The following is an 18563-nucleotide window of genomic DNA, read 5'->3' on the forward strand; positions in this document are numbered from 1 at the left end:
ATTTTACATACTACTTCTTTCAACTAACTTATATGGCAATTTTTTCTTCATCAATATGTTTTTTGATGAACCAACTCTATTAGTCAATAAATCCACCATCATATTCGCTGCCACTACTCCTGATGTCTTATAGTAGAAGTGAACAGTCGTAAGCTTTGGACTTGTAAAACTAGATATTTTAGAATCCCCCATGCCTATAATTGCAACATCATTGGGAATGTTATAACCATTTTCACTTAAGTACTCAATGATACCAATAGCAATATTATCTGTAACTGCAAATATTGCAGTTGGCTTTTCTTTTTGATTCATTAATTCCTTAGCCAACGTGTAACCACTCTCTACTTTAAAATTGCCTATTTTTATAAACTCTTCATTTATTTCAATATTATTTTCACGTAATTCATCTATATATCCTTTTTTTCTTTCTTGTCCTACAGAAATATCCTCTTCATATACACCGATAAATCCTATATCTTTATGCCCCTTACTAATTATATATCGTACGACATCCCTTGAAGCGTTATAATCATCGTTGTATACAGATGGATATTCCTCTAAGTTTTGAGCAACTACTACAATAGGAACCTTAACCTCCTGCATTACTTTTAAATGCTCATTAGTAATTTTTGTTGCCATAAAAATAATTCCATCCACTTGGTTGTTTTTAAATATTTTTAGATACTCAATCTCTTTTTCAGTATTTAAATTTGTATTTGCTATTAATATATCATATCCATGTACATTTAGTTCATCTGCTATTCCTTCTACAACTCTAGGTGCTGTTTCTGTACTTATTTTAGGAATTATTACACCTATTAAATTAGTTTTCTTAGTTCTTAATGATTGAGCTTGTCTTTGAGGCTGAAATCCCGTTTTTTCAATAGCTAACTTTATCTTTTTTATAGCCACTTCGCTAACGTAACCATTATTGAAATATCTGGATACTGTTGATTTTGATACTCCCACCATTTTTGAAAATTCTATAATGTTCATTAAACTCACCTAACTTCTATCATTTAGGTTTAATTATAACATATATTTGTATTCATATACTATACATTCATAAGGCTTTAAATGTAAAAAATCACTTAATAAAGCAGGATCAGTATAATTGCTCAATATAATATTTGCATTATTATCACTACCTTAATTGCTTTTTTAAGATTATTACAACGATTATTTGGAGTGTTGAGTTATAATATATATACATATATAAAGGAAGATATAGTTAAAATTCAATGGTAAAATAATTCATTGAATTTTTGTTATATAGGTATACTAATCAATATACATTTTGTAATTAAACTACTAATTTTAAAATAAAGGAGATCTACAATGTTAAATTTTAATTATTCAATCCAGACGAAAATATTCTTTGGTAAAGGTAAAATAGATGTACTTGCAGACAATATAAAGAAATATGGTTCTAAGGTTTTGCTTGTTTATGGCGGTGGAAGCATAAAGAAAAGTGGGTTATTTGATAAGATAACAGACATTTTTAATAAAAACGATATTAAATTCTTCGAATTATCAGGTGTGGAACCCAACCCTAGAATAACAAGTGTACGCAAAGGAATAGAAATATGTAGAGAAAATAATGTAGACATTATACTTGCTGTAGGTGGTGGAAGTGTAATTGATTGCTCAAAGGCTATAGGAGCAGGCTATTATTATAAAGGTGATGCTTGGGACATCGTACTTGATTCAAGGAAAATCACTAAAGTACTTCCAATTGCAACCATACTAACACTTGCAGCTACTGGTTCTGAAATGGATTCTGGCGCAGTAATTTCGAATTTAGAAACAAATCAAAAATTACCAACCTTTAACGAGGGTATGGCACCTAAATTTTCAATACTAGACCCTACTAATACATTTTCGGTTCCTAAAAATCAAACAGCAGCAGGTACTGCAGATATAATGAGCCATATTTTTGAAGTATACTTTAGTAATACAAATGAAGCATACATGCAAAATAGAATGGCAGAAGCACTTCTTAAAACTTGCATTAATTATGGTCAAAAAGCTATGGCTGATCCTACAAATTATGAAGCAAGATCTAATTTAATGTGGACTTCAAGTCTTGCTATAAACGGTCTATTAAGTTATGGAAAAGAAACAGAGTGGAGTGTTCATGCAATGGAACATGAGTTAAGTGCATTCTATGATATAACTCATGGAGTTGGACTTGCAATTTTAACACCACATTGGATGGAATACGCACTAAATGATAAAACAGTAGATAAATTTGTTGAATATGGAGTTAATGTTTGGGGACTTGAGCTAAGTGGTGACAAATACGAAATAGCGCGAAACGCTATTAAAAGAACAAGAGAACATTTTGTGAAATTAGGAATACCTACTTCATTAAAATCAATCGGAATAAACGAGGAAAAATTAGAAACAATGGCAAAACAAGCTACTGCAAGAGGAAAGATTGGATCATTTAAGCCTCTTGACGCAAACGATGTAATAAATATATATAGATCTTCTCTATAATAAGGAGTAGCACAATAAGTTTGACATTTAAGGTAACTTAGATGTCATTTTTTTGTACATAAAAATACTAATCTTTTACAAATGTACTATAAATGAAAACTTTATTCGTAATAAGCTTTAAGTAATATAACATAAAAAGTATGTACTCAAACTGAATATTTTATTTTAAAACGGATATAATTTGTAACAAATATACAATTAATTGTTTTAGTGGAGGTGACTAATGAGAGGTATTTACATACCCATAAAAAAAGATAATTCTTCCTATAATAAGGATATAATGGACACGAGCTATGAAGAAAGATTAAAATGGTACAACACTTTAAGCAAAGGTCAAATAATGAGTGTGCTTGAGCAGTTTGTAACTAATAAAACTATGATTCATAAATAACTACATAAAACTAAAGAGAATATGGATTATAAGTTCCACATTCTCTTTCTTGAATTTTAGGTTACATATGTTTTTTATCTTTTATTAATTTTTAGCTATATTGCTATAGTCTTTGTAATTAGGCGAGTCTTCACCTACTAATTTATTAAGTTTCCAGTTGTACCCATTATTATTGTCATAAACAAGAAAATACAGTGCTACAAATTTAATGTTTTTACTTTCATTGCTTTTCCCATCTATAGATGTAATACTTCCATAAACATACTTTATATTTTCATACCCCTTCTTAGACAATATGTCACTAGTTTTAAATGTCTTCGCTTCTTCAGTTGTTATTTTATGATTATTAGACCACCAGAAAAATAAATTACTCCCCTCGATTTCTGCGTTAGTAATAGTGGGTATTATTGTTTTTGTAATCACATTATTTATTGACCCACTATCAACAGTAGTTTTTGATCCATTTAGGAGAGATATTTTGCTTAGTGATATTGAAAAAACATAATTACTTGATAATGTAGACTTTATTTCTCCTGCTGCATTTTCCCTCTTCGCTATAACCGTTAATGTTCCCTTTTGAGCATCAAATTTTTTACTAGATATTTTAATACTCTTAGTAAATCTGTCCTTTACAGCAAACCCTTTGCCTCCAAAAAAATCCGAATAAGATACAGTTTCATCCATTCCTTGTTCTCTTATTAATTCAAGAACCTTATTATCAGAAAAAGCTGGCGATAATAATAATTTAAAATCATCCTTGCTATTTTGTGATATAGAATCGAGATTCCAAGTTTCATTTTCAAAAACAAGCTTACATTTTATCTTTCCAGTAGTCGCAAGAAGTCCACTATCTATAGATGTTTCCACCAATACTTCTTCCTTTCCATTCTCTAAATCCATTGTCTTTGAAATAATATTAAGTTTCTTAACATCTTGTTTATTTAATGCTACTAACGTATCAGAAACTGCAATACTTCGTTTCCCTAATTCTGACAGGATTTCCTTTGCATTCATTCCTACCACTGGTTTAATTGAGGTCACGCTATCAAGTACAATTTTATTATTAAACTTCCATTCATTTTTACCTTCATTAACATATACTAATGACAATATAGTATTTGCCTCAACAGCACCATTGTTTAAAGTTAGTGATACTTTTACATCATCTTGACTCTTGTCAGTACTACTACTATTAATATTGAGGTCTTTTATATTATTGTTGTTTATTTTTATTTTAGTTCCTTTAGGAAGAGTCAATACTTGTCCTATTAAGTCTTGTTTTATTCTCTGTTCATCAACTGGTTTAATAATAAAAATTGTGCATGCAACAACCCCTACTGCAATCGTAAGCAATAATGCTATTATTGGTATGATTACTTTCTTATGTACAAATATTTTTTTAAAAGAAGCAACAAACTTATCTCTTTTATATTTTTTTATATCTTCATCCGTTATAGCAGGCATTTCTTGTGTAAACTGACGTTTTTTATCCCTTGCGCTGGCATCGACTAAATTTTCTATATTTATATTTCCTTCTATTTTCTCTCCACAATAAGGGCAAAATTTTAATCCATTAATATTAGCAAATCTATTCTTACATTTGTTACAAATCATTAGTTCCCTCCAAACATTATATAAATATAAACCGAAATATATATGTATTTAATATATTATAGCTTGTTTACACACTATATTCAAACATATTTACTTTACTTGTCATCGCTAATATTGTAAATTCTACATCCACACAATGCATTAGAATTCACAATCTAAGCTCAATGTTTTTCTTAGGAACTACAAAAGACCAGCTTGGATCAAACCGGTCTTTTGTAGTCTTACTGAATATATTTTTAATTAAAGGGGGCTTCAATTAAAAAATTGAATATTTAATTACTATATCCTTATAATAACAATTAATTGTAGTACTATTATCAAATAATTATGTGAACACTATGTAATTTTAATAGACATATCTAACTTGTCATTTTAATTAAAAGCAAAAAAACTCACTCCAATATAAGAGTGAGTTTTCATCTAATCTAGCATCATACTTAAGCCAAAAGTTTACTCTCCAAGATATGCACTTCTTATAGAATCGTTGGTTAATAATTCTTTTGAATTACCTTCTAAAACTATCTTTCCTGTTTCTAGCACATATGCTCTATTTGCAATTGAAAGTGCCATATGTGCGTTTTGTTCTACAAGTAGAATTGTAGTTCCTGCCTTATTAATTTCCTCTATTATAGAAAAGATATTTCTTACGACGAGTGGCGCAAGTCCCATAGATGGCTCATCTAGTAGTAGTATCCTTGGTCTTACCATAAGAGCTCTTCCCATAGCTAACATTTGTTGCTCACCACCACTTAACGTACCAGCCATTTGTTTAATTCTTTCTTTTAGTCTTGGAAATTTATCAAAAACCATATCATAATCTTTTGCTATTTCACTCTTATCTTTTCTAATATACGCACCTAGTTCAAGATTTTCCATTACTGACATATTTGCAAAAATCCTTCTTCCTTCTGGTACATGAGCGATACCTAATTTTGAAAGTTTATAAGAGGCGGTGTTGTGTATAGGTTTATCCTCAAACATCACACTTCCTGACTTTATTGGAATAAGTCCTGAAATAGCTCTTAATATTGAAGTTTTTCCAGCTCCATTCGCACCTATAAGTGTAACTATTTCTCCTTTTTTTACGTTTACGCTAATGTCATGTAATGCATGTATTGCACCATAATTTACATTCAAACCATCAATTCTAAGCATCAGCTACCTCCTCTCCAAGGTATGCCTCAATTACCTTAGGATTTTTCTTTATTTCCTCAGGCGAACCCTGCGCAATTACCTTACCGTAATCTACTACTATTATTCTCTCACAAACTCCCATAACGAGCTTCATATCGTGTTCGATTAATAGTATAGCTATTTTAAATTCATCGCGCACAAAATTTATTAGTCCCATTAACTCATGAGTTTCTTGAGGGTTCATACCAGCTGCAGGTTCATCTAATAGTAACAATTTAGGTTCTGCGGCAAGTGCTCTAGCTATCTCAAGTCTTCTTTGTTCTCCATAAGGTAGATTACATGCAAGCTCATTTCTTTTCCCATCAAGATTGAAAACCTTGAGAATTTTAAGTGCTTTCTCTTCAATTTTAGCTTCTTCCCTATTGAATTTTGGAAGTCTAAGTATTGAATGAAACAAATTGTACTTAACATTATAATTAAATGATATTTTTACATTATCTAAAACTGTTAGTTCCTTAAATAATCTTATATTTTGAAAAGTTCTAGCAATTCTTTTTTTAGTGATTTCATATGGCTTTATGCCTTGTATAAATTCTCCATTAAATTCAATAGTTCCAGATGTTGGAGCATAAACCCCTGTTAGCATATTAAAAATTGTAGTTTTCCCTGCTCCATTGGGTCCAATTAAACCTACAAGATCATGCTCTGAAATGTTAAGTGAAAAATTAGAAACAGCCGTAAGCCCACCAAACTTAATTGTAAGATCATTTGCCTTTAATAGCTGCATCTTTATCACTTCCTTTTGAAAATTTATCAAACATGCTCATAGATAATTCTTTTGTTCCCATTAAACCTTGAGGTCTAAATCTCATAATAATGATAAGCGCTAGTGGGTATATAATCATTCTATAATCATTCAAAAACCTTAGACCTTCTGGAAGAATTGTTAATATACCAGTCGATAATATACTACCTGTTAAACTTCCCATTCCCCCCATAACTACATAAGTTACAAAATCTACAGATTTCAAGAAATTAAATTGTTCAGGCTTAATGTACATTAGATAATGTGAAAATAATCCACCTGCGATGCCAGCAAAAAATGAACCAATAACAAAAGCCATAATTTTATACTTTGTAGTATTAATGCCCATAGCTTCTGCAGCTATTTCATCTTCCCTCACAGACATCATGGCCCTTCCCTGAGATGAACGTGCTATATTATAAATTATTAAAATAGTAAACATCATTGTAAAAAATACCCAAGCAAAATTTGTTTTGGGAGGTATCCCTGAAAGTCCCCTACCTCCTCCAAGTTGATCTATATTAGTGATTACAACTCTTATTATTTCTCCAAAACCTAAAGTTGTTATAGCAAGATAATCACCCTTTAAACTTAATGTTGGAAGACCAATTAGAAATCCAATCAGTCCAGCAAGTAAACCACCGAATAGTAATGCAATAGGAAAAGGTACGTTTAGTTGAATTGTAAGCATTGCAGCTGCATAAGCACCTATTGACATAAATCCTGCATGTCCGAGTGTCAACTGCCCTGTAATTCCTATTATAAGATTTAAACTTACTGCAAGTATAACGTTTATACAAATCAGAACCAGTATTCTTGAATAATATCTATTCAAAACTTCAGTATCCATTAAAAATGTTAAAATAAAAAACAAAATAATACCGCAAATGAGCAATATAATAGTATTTCTAAGTTCTTTTTTCATTTTCATCACCTACACTTTCTCTCTGGTTTTCTTACCAAGAAGTCCAGAAGGCTTTACAATTAAAATAATAATAAGAATTGAGAATGCTATAGCATCTGAGTAACTAGATGATATATAGACCTTACTAAAAGTTTCAACTAGTCCCATTATGAGTCCTCCCCATAAGGCACCTGGAATTATTCCAATTCCACCGAGTACCGCTGCGACAAATGCTTTTAGGCCTGGCATTATACCCATATATGGGTCTATGCTAGAATATAAAATTCCTACAAGCACACCTGCAGCTCCTGCAAGGGCAGATCCAATTGCAAATGTTATAGAAATTATAGAGTTCACATTGATTCCCATAAGTGCCGCTGCATCCTTATCAAAAGAGGCTGCCCTCATTGCCTTACCTGTTTTAGTTTTAAATACTATAAATTGAAGTATTACTACAAGAATGATTGATATTAATATAATAATAACTTGACGATTATCAATACTTAAACCAGCAAAGTGTATTACCTTTTGTGGTAAAAGAGTTTCCGGATATGTTTGTGGATCAGTAGTCATCTTGAGTCTTACTAAATTCTCAAGAAGCACTGACATTGCAATTGCTGTAATTAGAATAGACAATTTAGGTGATTTTCTTAAAGGTTTATATGCTACTTTTTCAACGATAACACCTGCGAGTGCTGCTCCCCCCATAGCTATTAACAGAGTTGGAATGAAAGCAAGATGTAAATTTGTTGCGGCAAAAAAGCCAAAATATGCTCCAACCATGAAAATATCTCCATGGGCAAAATTTATAAGTCCAATAATTCCATATACCATTGTGTAACCTATTGCAATTAATGCATACACAAAACCCAGTGATAGCCCATTAATTACCTGTTGTAAAAATTCCATTTACCTTCCCCCATTTCTCACAATTCTGATTATATATGCAGGCATACTTCTCTTTTTTATAATAATTGAAGTATGCCTGCCAGTTTTTTTATTAAGGAATAAGTTTCTTTACAAAATTAAACTTACCATCATTAACCTTTAAAATTACGGCCCCTTTAATTGCATCTCTATTAGCATCGAAAGAAACTTTACCAGATACTACTTCAAGATTAGTTTTTGTAAGCGCTGCTTTAATACTTGGGCCATCTGTTTTACCAGCAGTTTTTATTGCTTCAACCATTATTTTTGCAGCATCATAATTTAAAACTGCCATAGCATCTGCATTTAAGCTATATTTTGCTTTATATTGTTTTTGGAATTCAACAACTAATTTCGCCGTATCATCTGCTGAGTAATGGTCAGATATATAACATCCATTAACTGCAGTTCCACCAACCTTAAATAATTCAGCTGAATCCCAACCATCTCCACCTAGTAGTGGAACATTTATATCTATAGCTCTTGCTTGCTTTGCAATATTCCCAACTGTTGAATAATAATCTGGAAGTAATATTACCTCTGGTTTAGTTGGCTTTATTTTTGTAAGCTGTGCTTTAAAGTCTTTATCATTTGTTGCATATGTTTCTTTAGCAACAATTTTCCCACCTGCAGCTACAAACTCTTTTTCAAAAAACTCAGCCAAACCTTTAGAATAATCATTACCATTATCATAAAGAATAGCAGCCGTCTTTGCCTTTAAATCTTTTGATGCAAATTTCGCAATAACTGTTCCTTGAAAAGGATCTATAAAGCATGCTCTATAAACATATTCTCCACCCTTTTTAGTAACATCTGGATTTGTACCTGATCCTGTTATCATTGGCACCTTACTTTGAGTAGCTATTGGTCCGAGTGCTATACAAGAACCGCTTGTTAACGGGCCAACTAATGCTACAACATTGTCATTACTGATAAGCTTTGTACCAACTGTTGTTGCAGTATCTGGTTTACCTTCATCATCTTCAAAAATAAATTTAATCTTACGTCCATTAATCCCTCCGGCTTTGTTCACTTGATCTTCCAATAATTTTATACCATTTTGACCAGATTTTCCAAAAGATGAAACTTGACCTGTAAGTGGTAATACAACTCCAATCTTAATATCTCCAGTAGTTGATGACCCCTTAGCTCCGCATCCTGCAAGTAATCCTACAGTCATAGCCATAGATAGTAATAAACAAGCTTTCTTTTTGAACATTTAATAACCCCCCTAAATTCTAATAACTTTTCATAAATCACAAAATATAATTTACTTGTATACCCATATATAGGACTTTAATATTTTATGAACTGGATGTAAATTATTTATAAATTGTGAATTAACAATTATTAAATAATTCATAATTTATAATTTTTATTAATAATATCATAAAATTTCAAGCATATCAATACTATTTTTATGTTTTTTGAATTATTTAGACATTATTTTTTTTCATTCTTTCATTTTTTCGACAATTGGTATTTTTTTAGATCTTTATACATAAAATTTACATCTTTCAAAAAAATATCTGTATATATGCAACTTGTTTTTTTATAATATGGTAATTATATTTTAATTACGGATAATTTATGTTAGATTTTTCATTTAAAAAGTTACTATATTAATCTAGATATGTTTTAAGGGATTCCTTGTACAGAAATCCCCTTTTATTAACATATTGTACTATACACATCATAATATAATTTTAAGAAAATGTGCTTTTTTATAAGCATAGCTTTTTTCATAAGTCTCATCAAGTTGATTATATGAATGTTGCGATATACGTGGTTCTTTATTTCCATAAACATCTATAAACGAGGTTATTATTGCAGAATGAAAAATTACATTACTGTAGTTTTCATAAAATACTAAGTCCCCAATATCAAGTTTATGTCTATCCTCTATCTCTATCCCTTTAACAACGTTTCTATTTGTACTTTGATTTACTTTTAAATACCAGTACAGAGCATGAGCAACACTCCAACAAATTGAGCCACTACCACGCAATTCATACCACCAAGGTCTAATGTTATTGTAATCCAGCGGTGCTCCCCCTGCTTTTAAGCATTGAGAAACAAAATTAGTACAATCACCACCATTACCGTTAATATAATTTAAAAATATATATTTATTGTTTGGCACTATTGCAAATTTTACAGCATAATTCTTTGCTGATTCTCTATCGTATTTATTTTGCATTAAGTTACTCCCTAAAAGTTCTCATCAAAATATATTATGCTATATATTTTTTATTGTTTACAAATACTTTAAAATACAGTTTTAAACTGTTCTATGTGCGTACCTAGCCTTCTAATCCAAAAATGGCTACATACTGATTATCCAAAGCAAATATTTTCTCTTTCCATTTTAGAGTATTCATAACATAACCTAAAGAATCTGCATTGTATCTTCCAGCTATCTTTTGATATACCAATAGCTCATATACTTTATTTGAATCAAAATCTACAGGATATAGCCCACTTATTGGATTTACAAATCCGTTAATTGGGTTCTTTAACTTTCCATTCTCATCGTATATTTCATTTAAATAATCTATGTCCTTATTGGATATATCTATAATGTATTTTTCATTGTTTATCTTACTGATAACCTCAACCTTGTAGTTGTTTTTATAAGTAACATCATATTCATATTTGTCGTTATATACATTAAAGTCAAACAATAATTTTTCTGTATTGTTAATAAAGGAATAGATATAGTAGTACATTATTCCACCACTACCCCCTGAATTAATACCTATTAAAATATCATTTACAAGGTTTCCTGTAAAATCGCCCAAAAATAATGTAGGATTATACCCTGCATTTTGGCTCAGAGCTATACTAGTAATTATACCTGTCATTCCATTTTGGATTACAAGGGTAATATTTTGAATAAATGGACTATCTGGTGTCCTTATTCCAGTTAAATAGACATTATCTTGTATTCTATCACCAGTTACATCTCCTCTTATATAAGCAACTATACTCGGTTTTATCATATTAGCTCTATTATAACAATTATACATACTTACTCCTTTACAATATAATTTTATGCATTATCTTATGAACTATAGAGCAAACTGTTCGAGTTTTCGTAATATTCCTGTGCCGATACCATTTAATATAAGTAGTATTTATTTAAACAAAGTATGCACATATTAATATCAATATTCATAATATATTAGTATATATTAATGCTATAGGAGTTAGTAATAATGAGCAAAAAAGTATCAATTACTCTTCCAGATCATGTCTATAAATTAGCACTTCGAAAATCCAAATTAACTCATGGAGAAAATAATTTCTCGGGTTATTTACGTGAGCTCGTATGTAATGAATTTACAGAGGATGAGCTTAAGCTGGAGTTAATAAAACTTAATGAACCCCTATGGCTCGGAATTGCAAAACCAGCTGATTACAACTCTACTTGTCAAGTATGTACTAACGCAATATCTCCTGGGGAGGTAATTTGTTATACCGACTTAGGATTTAAAGAAGACTATAAGAATTGGGTTCATCAAAATTGTTGTAGAAAAGATTAATAGTCCTAGAAGTTCATTATTAACATTTTCTTCTATGTTTAATTCATTGGGGTATCTCACACAGGAGCATTACAATCCATCCAGCCAAGCAACTTAGAGCGATACCCACAATTTTAAGTTTACTGTTAGTTTTTAATCCTCATAAGAAACTGGTACATTTTTTATTCCGAGTTCTTGTGCTGCAGCATATTGATCATATCCTGACACAATTATAAAACTATCTTTCTTAATAACAATAGGTTTATTAAACTTATTATTATTTTTCATATAATTTAATGCTTTGTTCTTTGAACGTTTTACTGATAAATCTTCATTCTCATTAACAATTTTCGAAATATCAATGATTTCATCAGTTCCAATTGGCATTTCATCAACCAAATCAATGTGACCATTTTCATCTTTTAACAGATTGAATATTTTAATTGATGTTGCTTCTACTGATATAAAAGGTGTACCTTTACTATTTACACATGCTTTAAGCTCACCTTTGATTACAAAATAATTTACATCCTTCATTCCTATTACGGCGTCTCTCCAATAATCTTTTTTTACAATGACTCTATAAACTGAATTCATATCATCATAAGTTCCTATTTTAAATAGTAACTTAACATCCCCATTCTCTAACCTATTTGTTTTTGCAGGTAACCCCTTAATTATAATCTCACTTTTATTCATAATTAAATTCTCCTTTTAGTTGTACATATTTTTTTATAATACTTACATCATCAAATATTAATTTAAGAATATCCTTGCTCTCAAATTTAAAAAATAAACACCTAGAAAGCACATGTTGCTTTCTAGGTGTTTATAATTAGATATATTTTAAATTAATATTAGTTTTTTCGCAAGTAAATTTACCTAATGCTATATTAGTTGTCTTTAGATATTTTTCTGTTGTAGAAATTTTATCATTACAAGCTAACACAGACTTCACCTCATTCATTAATTTTAAACTATTGTTTTTACTATCTTTTCTTATAAGTATTGTACCATTTTATTCATAGAATTACAATTTAAAAAATGTTTAGTTCTTAAAATCTATTGTAACACTCTACCGTATATCACCATATTCAACTAAATTAAATTTAACATGAACAGTAATTGTTGCTTCTTTATATTGTGTATGCCAATCTACTTTTTTAAAGTAGCTGTTATACTTAACTCTTACCATATCACCTATACCAATAGGATCGCTTTCTATTCTTTGCATGTATCCAATCAATTTTTGACAATCTCCTCGAATTTGTTCCTGTACATAATCATTTAACTTTTTAATTTCTTTTTCATCATCTAAATTGTCCCATTTATACTCATCTGCATATCCAGATAAATCTAAATAAATATCAACTACGGGTTTATTATTTTTAATTGAAACATTTATTTTTTTACTATTTTGGCTAAGTTGAATAGCTGCGCTTTGCTTTTCACTATAAGTTTCTTTGACACTCGCCGGAATCCCAGCATTGTAGGTATATTTTTTATGTTTTAAAGTTTTCATCATTGCAATTAAGAGTCCACTATCTTGTGCGTTTATACTTCCAACCATTTTTTTATTTGAAAATAGAGCTGAACCTTTGACTTCAACAGACTTATCAGTAATCTTTATCAAAGGAGCTGTATTATCAATACCTGGAGCCATACTTATTAAGTCATAATTAAAAATCCTTGTTTCATTGATGTTTGCGGTGCTAACCGCACGTTCAAGAAGAGTAGTAATATATATAGATGTTCTAGGTTTATCCTTTAAATTATCTTCTGCTTGGTGTATTAAACTTCTAGGGCTTCCGTCAACAACCACAACCCAGGCAAGGATTGGGTCTGATGGATCCCTTTCAAATATTGAATTAACATCAACTATATGCCCTTCTCCAGCAAATTCTTTAGAGTATAAAATCATCTGAATATTACCTGCCAGCATTAGCTTTCCTGATCTTCTGTTAAATTTGTCCCTAGCTACCCTTACTAAATTTGTTTCACCTTCAAATATTTCTGCCCTAGAAGTCTTAATATCAGGATCGACTATTGGCATGGCATAGGTAACATTTAAATTACCTTGTGGCGCTTGCTCTACACCTATTATAGTCAAAAAACTAGTTTTCTCTACTAAGACTTGATCCCAGCAACCGCAAAGTATAAAGGGAATAATAATTAATAATACATATATCTTTTTTATCCTTTTATACATGTGGATTCACTCCTTTTTTTCGTATGAAGGAAAATAAGTAACATATAATTAAAAATATTGAAAATATAGTTCCAGCTATCATCATCCCATTACTATATATATCTATATTAGAGATACTTTTAGGTACATTACTTAATAATATTGTTATTGAGGTAAATATAAATAGATATATACCCTTTTTCTTTAGATTTAATAGTTTATTTATACTATAATAGGCTATACAAAAGTATCCTCTAGTTGTCATAGCCATTGCTGGTAGCCATATAGCAATAAAAAGTATATCCATTCTTTCAATTATTGGGGCTTTATATGATCTGATCAGTGTAAAAGTGGGAAATATACTTTTTTTCAGCATTTCCTCTCCAAAAAAAGACGTAACAACTAGAAGAATAATAACACAAAATATAGTGGTAATTATATTGGAACCTATTGCATATTTCATAGCCTTTTTTTTATTTGTAATTTCGGGATATATAACTGAAATTACCTCATAACCTAGGAATGCATAAATACAGGGACTAAAGCTAGCTTTTATGCCTTCTATACCACTTTGGCCAATAGGCAATAAAAAGTTTATTCTTAAACCATTAAATACAAGGAGACACAAAATACAACAAAAAGTCAAGGAAAGATATATTGTAGATGCAAATCTAGTTACGTATTTTAGTCCGTACCATGTTAAGTAGTAAGTAGGCATTAAAATGAAAATACATAGTACTAATGTAGGCGTTGATCTTAATAGATCAATATGTACTATATTTGTATAACCTCTTAAACTTAAACATGCGCTGTACCATAAATATAAAGCTATAAGTAAATTCAACAAACCACCTAGGTACTTTCCGTATAAAAGTTTATTTATTTCGTATATAGATTTATTGTTATACCTATTCATAAGTTTTATTATAAGAAAAATTACAGCAGTTATTATTGTTCCATATAGCAACATTGAAATCCAACCATCATGACCGCAAACTATAGCTAAAGAAGCTGGTAAGCTAAGAATTCCTGTACCTATTTGAATTGATACAATAAGACCCATTAATTGACTAGAGGTAATATTATTTTCTCTACTATCCATTTTTCTTACCTCTTTCCTTATCCAGTGGTTTCGCTACATCTGGTCTTTTCTTTAAATATCTAATTGGTGCCCTTATATAAGTATCTTTTAAATCACCAAACTTAAACGGCGCTATAGGCTGAAAATATGGTTCTCCAAGAGACTCTAACACTAATAGATGCGCAAGTAACATTACCATGGGAATTACTACTCCCAAAATACCAAATATTGATGATGCTATCATAACCATATATTTAATAATTCTAATAGTGATCCCCAAATCATAAGTAGGCATAGTATAGCCTGCTATGGCAGAAGCAGCGATTATTATTACCATCAGTCCGCTTGCTATCCCAGCCTGTATAGCTGTTTGACCTATTACTAATCCTCCAACAATACTAATAGATGCAGTTATAAAAGATGGAAGTCTAATGGAAGCCTCTCTTACCATCTCTATCATAAATTCTACTAAAAATCCTTCAACAACTGGAGGGAAAGGTACATTTGTTCTGGATTGTGCAAGTTGAACTAGTAAAGGTAGCGGTATCATGTAGTAATGGTAAGTAAGAAATGCAATATATATGCCAGGAAGAAATAAGGCTATTAATATTGCTAGCGTCCGAAGTATTCGCAGGTAAGTTGCGCCTACCCAGTGGGTTGAATAATCTTCAGGAGCTTGAGTAAATGCATGAAAAGTTACAGGAGCTATCAATACAAACGAGGTTTCTTGAAGCATTATTAAAAATTTGCCCTCTAGTAATCCCGCTACGGCTTTGTCAGGTCTTTCAGTGGCCTGATATTGAGGAAAAATAGAATTTGGATGGTCCGCAATAATTTGTTCTAAATATCCAATTGCTAAAAAGCTGTCAGTATCTATTTGATTAATTTTGTCAGAAATAATTTGTAGTAAGTTTGGATTGGCAATATGTTCAAGGTACGCTACCGAAATTGTTTGGTGTGATATATTTCCAACAGTATTTTTAAATTTAAGTTTAACAGTTTTTAATTTCCTTCTGAGAGTAGCTATATTAGTTGCCATGTCTTCAATAAAGCCATCATGATCTCCTCTAACACTTTTTTCTCCTTCTGGCTCTTTTAAGGTTCTTTTTTCATGTTTTTTTAGTGTACATGAAATTCCTTGATTTAACCCCTCGCATATAAAAACTACATTTCCAGACAATATATCTTCTATTAGATTGTCAATTACTATAAGGAAGGTTAGTCCTGCTACAGGAATTTTATTAGAAAGATATTTAAGTTCTTCAGAATCTAATTTTTTCAAATTAAGTAAAGGAGTCATAAAATCTCTTTGAAAAAGGTCAATATCACATAACCCTTGAACAAAAAAGAAACAACCTTTTTTCCCCGAATTTAAAATAACCTTTCTCCTTATAATATCAGGACAATCTTTTAATGCCTCATCAATCAAGGAAAAATTTTTCTTATAATCATTATATAAATTTACATTTGTATTATTATCTTCAGCCATTTCACATCACCAATTTTAGTATTTGCAATATATATACTATTATACAAAATGTGTTTATGCAATCTAAAAAGTACAAAGGGATCGTACCAAAACGATTCAATCATTTTGTCACGATCCCTTAAGATATAACTTTAAGTTTTCTATTATTAATTCTTAAAGCTATGTATAGGCGCTGGAATTCTTCCACCACGATTTATAAAATCAGCACTTGAGAATTCACTTACCTTCATAACAGGTGCACGTCCAAGAAGTCCACCAAATTCAACAGAATCCCCAACTTTTTTACCTGGCGCAGGTATAAGCCTTGTTGCAGTAGTTTTATTATTAATCATTCCAATTGCACACTCATCCGCAATAATTGCTGATATTGTTTCCGCAGGAGTGTCTCCCGGAATAGCAATCATATCTAGACCTACTGAACATACGCATGTCATAGCTTCAAGTTTCTCAATGTTTAAAGCCCCTTTTTCAACAGCCTCAATCATTCCTTCATCCTCACTTACAGGTATAAATGCGCCACTTAATCCACCAACAGAACCAGAAGCCATTATTCCACCTTTTTTAACTGCATCATTTAACATGGCTAATGCACAAGTTGTTCCATGAGTTCCACATACCTCAAGGCCCATTTCCTCAAGAATTCTAGCAACACTATCACCTATAGCAGGTGTTGGTGCCAAAGATAAATCTACTATACCAAAAGGCACATTTAACCTTTTGGCAGCTTCCTTGCCTACTAATTGACCCATTCTTGTTATTTTAAAGGCAGTCTTCTTTATCTCTTCAGCTACAACTCCAAAATCCTCACCTCGTACTTTTTCAAGAGCAACCTTTACTGTACCTGGACCACTTATTCCTACATTTAGAGTACATTCAGGCTCTCCAACACCGTGGAAAGCTCCTGCCATAAAAGGATTATCTTCAACTGCATTTGCAAATACTACAATCTTTGCACAACCAAGTCCATCTCTATCTGAAGTTAATCTCGCAGATTCCTTAATAATCTGACCCATTTCACGGACACCATCCATGTTGATTCCTACCTTAGAACTTGCGACACATACTGATGAACATACCCGCTCAGTTACCCTCATAGCTTCAGGTATAGATGATATTAGTCTATGATCACCAGTAGTATATCCTTTTTGAATAAGCGCAGAAAATCCACCAATAAAGTTTATTCCAAGTTCATTTGCAATTTTATCAAGCATTATAGCATACTCTACATAGTTTTCATCTTGAGACGCTCCTGCTATTAGTGAAATTGGAGTAACTGAAATTCTCTTATTAATTATTGGAACCCCATATTCCATCTCTAAATCTTCGCCTACCTTAACTAAGTTTCCAGCTAGTCTCATAATCTTATCATATATTCTCTGCCTAGACCTTTTACCATCAAAATCACAACAATCAAGTAATGATATTCCCATAGTAAGCGTTCTAATATCTAACTTTTCATGATCTAACATTTTAACTGTTTCCATTATTTGATTAATATTCACTTTCTACCTCCTATAAAAGATGCATTGAATTAAATACATCCTCGTGTTGCATTTTTATTAAAACTTTTAAAATTTTACCTTTTTCATTTAATGTTTCATTTAATTCCTTTAAAGAAATATTAATATTAGATAATTCCACGAGCATTACCATAGTAAAAAAATCATTCATAATAGTTTGATTAATGTCTAAAATGTTTGCGTTTTTTTCAAACAAAAGATTTGATACATTAGCAATAATACCTACTTTGTCTTTTCCAATTACAGTTAACACAGCCTTCATTTTTTTCCCTCCATTTTTTAGTCGCAAAAAGAGCCGAATAGATAATATTCGACCCTTGAAATCAATATTATCCCTTGTCCTTTTACCTGAGAGTTTCATTAGTTTTTACTAACTTTCTCCTTCGGTGCTCAATTAGAGTCTCTCCAAGGGCTCGTCCTGTAACAGTCATATCAATGTGGTACCTGAAAATTTAACTTTTTTTGGGTATATAGATTCCTATAC

Annotated in this window: 19 protein-coding genes and 1 riboswitch; of the genes, 3 read left to right on the forward strand and 16 right to left on the reverse strand. The window is 30.9% G+C overall.

Going from position 1 to position 18563, the window contains the following annotated elements; all coding sequences use genetic code 11:
- Positions 1 to 3 precede the first annotated feature (3 nt).
- Positions 4 to 996 carry a LacI family DNA-binding transcriptional regulator gene (locus tag LGK95_RS12885; protein ID WP_226125198.1) on the reverse strand — a complete coding sequence of 331 codons (993 nt, stop codon included), beginning with the start codon at positions 994 to 996 and terminating at the stop codon, positions 4 to 6.
- A gap of 342 nt (positions 997 to 1338) precedes the next feature.
- Here LGK95_RS12885 and LGK95_RS12890 point away from each other — a divergent pair, with 342 nt between their 5' ends.
- Both LGK95_RS12890 and LGK95_RS12895 read left to right on the forward strand, forming a co-directional pair.
- Positions 1339 to 2502: an iron-containing alcohol dehydrogenase gene (locus LGK95_RS12890; RefSeq protein ID WP_226125199.1), complete on the forward strand. Its 1164-nt coding sequence runs from the start codon at positions 1339 to 1341 to the stop codon at positions 2500 to 2502.
- Between the two features lie 223 nt (positions 2503 to 2725).
- The gene (locus tag LGK95_RS12895; RefSeq protein ID WP_226125200.1) at positions 2726 to 2893 is read left to right on the forward strand and encodes a hypothetical protein; all 168 of its coding nucleotides are present in this window, start codon (positions 2726 to 2728) and stop codon (positions 2891 to 2893) included.
- A gap of 84 nt (positions 2894 to 2977) precedes the next feature.
- Here LGK95_RS12895 and LGK95_RS12900 read toward each other — a convergent pair whose 3' ends face one another.
- The 8 genes from LGK95_RS12900 to LGK95_RS12935 form a co-directional block, all read right to left on the reverse strand.
- On the reverse strand, positions 2978 to 4507 hold the full coding sequence (locus tag LGK95_RS12900) for a hypothetical protein (protein ID WP_226125201.1): 1530 nt from the start codon (positions 4505 to 4507) through the stop codon (positions 2978 to 2980).
- 450 nt (positions 4508 to 4957) lie between these two features.
- The gene (locus LGK95_RS12905) at positions 4958 to 5662 is read right to left on the reverse strand and encodes an ABC transporter ATP-binding protein (protein ID WP_226125202.1); all 705 of its coding nucleotides are present in this window, start codon (positions 5660 to 5662) and stop codon (positions 4958 to 4960) included.
- Positions 5655 to 6428 (reverse strand): ABC transporter ATP-binding protein, encoded by a 774-nt coding sequence (locus LGK95_RS12910; protein ID WP_226125203.1) that lies wholly within the window; start codon positions 6426 to 6428, stop codon positions 5655 to 5657. Before LGK95_RS12910 ends, LGK95_RS12905 begins: the two co-directional genes overlap by 8 nt.
- Complete coding sequence (locus LGK95_RS12915) at positions 6406 to 7371, reverse strand: branched-chain amino acid ABC transporter permease (RefSeq protein WP_226125204.1); 966 nt, start codon at positions 7369 to 7371, stop codon at positions 6406 to 6408. Before LGK95_RS12915 ends, LGK95_RS12910 begins: the two co-directional genes overlap by 23 nt.
- Positions 7372 to 7380: 9 nt before the next feature.
- The gene (locus LGK95_RS12920) at positions 7381 to 8259 is read right to left on the reverse strand and encodes a branched-chain amino acid ABC transporter permease (protein ID WP_226125205.1); all 879 of its coding nucleotides are present in this window, start codon (positions 8257 to 8259) and stop codon (positions 7381 to 7383) included.
- 91 nt (positions 8260 to 8350) lie between these two features.
- Positions 8351 to 9496 (reverse strand): ABC transporter substrate-binding protein, encoded by a 1146-nt coding sequence (locus LGK95_RS12925; RefSeq protein WP_226125206.1) that lies wholly within the window; start codon positions 9494 to 9496, stop codon positions 8351 to 8353.
- A 474-nt stretch (positions 9497 to 9970) separates the two neighbouring features.
- Entirely contained in the window at positions 9971 to 10477 is a 507-nt protein-coding gene (locus LGK95_RS12930; protein ID WP_226125207.1) for an amidase domain-containing protein, read from the reverse strand.
- A 103-nt stretch (positions 10478 to 10580) separates the two neighbouring features.
- Positions 10581 to 11306 (reverse strand): VCBS repeat-containing protein, encoded by a 726-nt coding sequence (locus tag LGK95_RS12935; protein WP_226125208.1) that lies wholly within the window; start codon positions 11304 to 11306, stop codon positions 10581 to 10583.
- A 189-nt stretch (positions 11307 to 11495) separates the two neighbouring features.
- On the opposite strand from LGK95_RS12935, the gene LGK95_RS12940 reads away from it, so the two are divergent.
- Positions 11496 to 11822, forward strand: coding sequence for a hypothetical protein (locus LGK95_RS12940; protein WP_226125209.1), 327 nt, complete (start codon positions 11496 to 11498; stop codon positions 11820 to 11822).
- Between the two features lie 132 nt (positions 11823 to 11954).
- Here the strand turns inward: LGK95_RS12940 and LGK95_RS12945 are convergent, their stop codons facing one another.
- From LGK95_RS12945 to LGK95_RS12970, 7 genes are all read right to left on the reverse strand, one after another.
- Complete coding sequence (locus tag LGK95_RS12945) at positions 11955 to 12500, reverse strand: ParB N-terminal domain-containing protein (RefSeq protein WP_226125210.1); 546 nt, start codon at positions 12498 to 12500, stop codon at positions 11955 to 11957.
- Between the two features lie 136 nt (positions 12501 to 12636).
- Positions 12637 to 12768, reverse strand: a complete 132-nt coding sequence (locus LGK95_RS22435) for a hypothetical protein (protein WP_264174557.1) — start codon at positions 12766 to 12768, stop codon at positions 12637 to 12639.
- 108 nt (positions 12769 to 12876) lie between these two features.
- The gene (locus LGK95_RS12950) at positions 12877 to 14010 is read right to left on the reverse strand and encodes a Ger(x)C family spore germination protein (protein ID WP_226125211.1); all 1134 of its coding nucleotides are present in this window, start codon (positions 14008 to 14010) and stop codon (positions 12877 to 12879) included.
- Entirely contained in the window at positions 14003 to 15091 is a 1089-nt protein-coding gene (locus tag LGK95_RS12955) for a GerAB/ArcD/ProY family transporter (RefSeq protein WP_226125212.1), read from the reverse strand. The genes LGK95_RS12950 and LGK95_RS12955 overlap by 8 nt, the downstream gene beginning before the upstream one ends.
- A complete protein-coding gene (locus tag LGK95_RS12960; protein ID WP_226125213.1) occupies positions 15084 to 16559 on the reverse strand; it encodes a spore germination protein in 1476 nt (491 codons plus the stop codon). The genes LGK95_RS12955 and LGK95_RS12960 overlap by 8 nt, the downstream gene beginning before the upstream one ends.
- 146 nt (positions 16560 to 16705) lie before the next feature.
- Positions 16706 to 18061 (reverse strand): PFL family protein, encoded by a 1356-nt coding sequence (locus LGK95_RS12965; protein WP_319001925.1) that lies wholly within the window; start codon positions 18059 to 18061, stop codon positions 16706 to 16708.
- Between the two features lie 10 nt (positions 18062 to 18071).
- The gene (locus tag LGK95_RS12970) at positions 18072 to 18341 is read right to left on the reverse strand and encodes an ACT domain-containing protein (protein ID WP_226125214.1); all 270 of its coding nucleotides are present in this window, start codon (positions 18339 to 18341) and stop codon (positions 18072 to 18074) included.
- A 64-nt stretch (positions 18342 to 18405) separates the two neighbouring features.
- Positions 18406 to 18498: riboswitch (glycine riboswitch) on the reverse strand.
- Positions 18499 to 18563: the final 65 nt, after the last annotated feature.

The sequence above is a fragment of the Clostridium algoriphilum genome (assembly GCF_020443705.1).
GTDB classification, from domain to species: Bacteria; Bacillota; Clostridia; order Clostridiales; family Clostridiaceae; genus Clostridium_AD; species Clostridium_AD algoriphilum.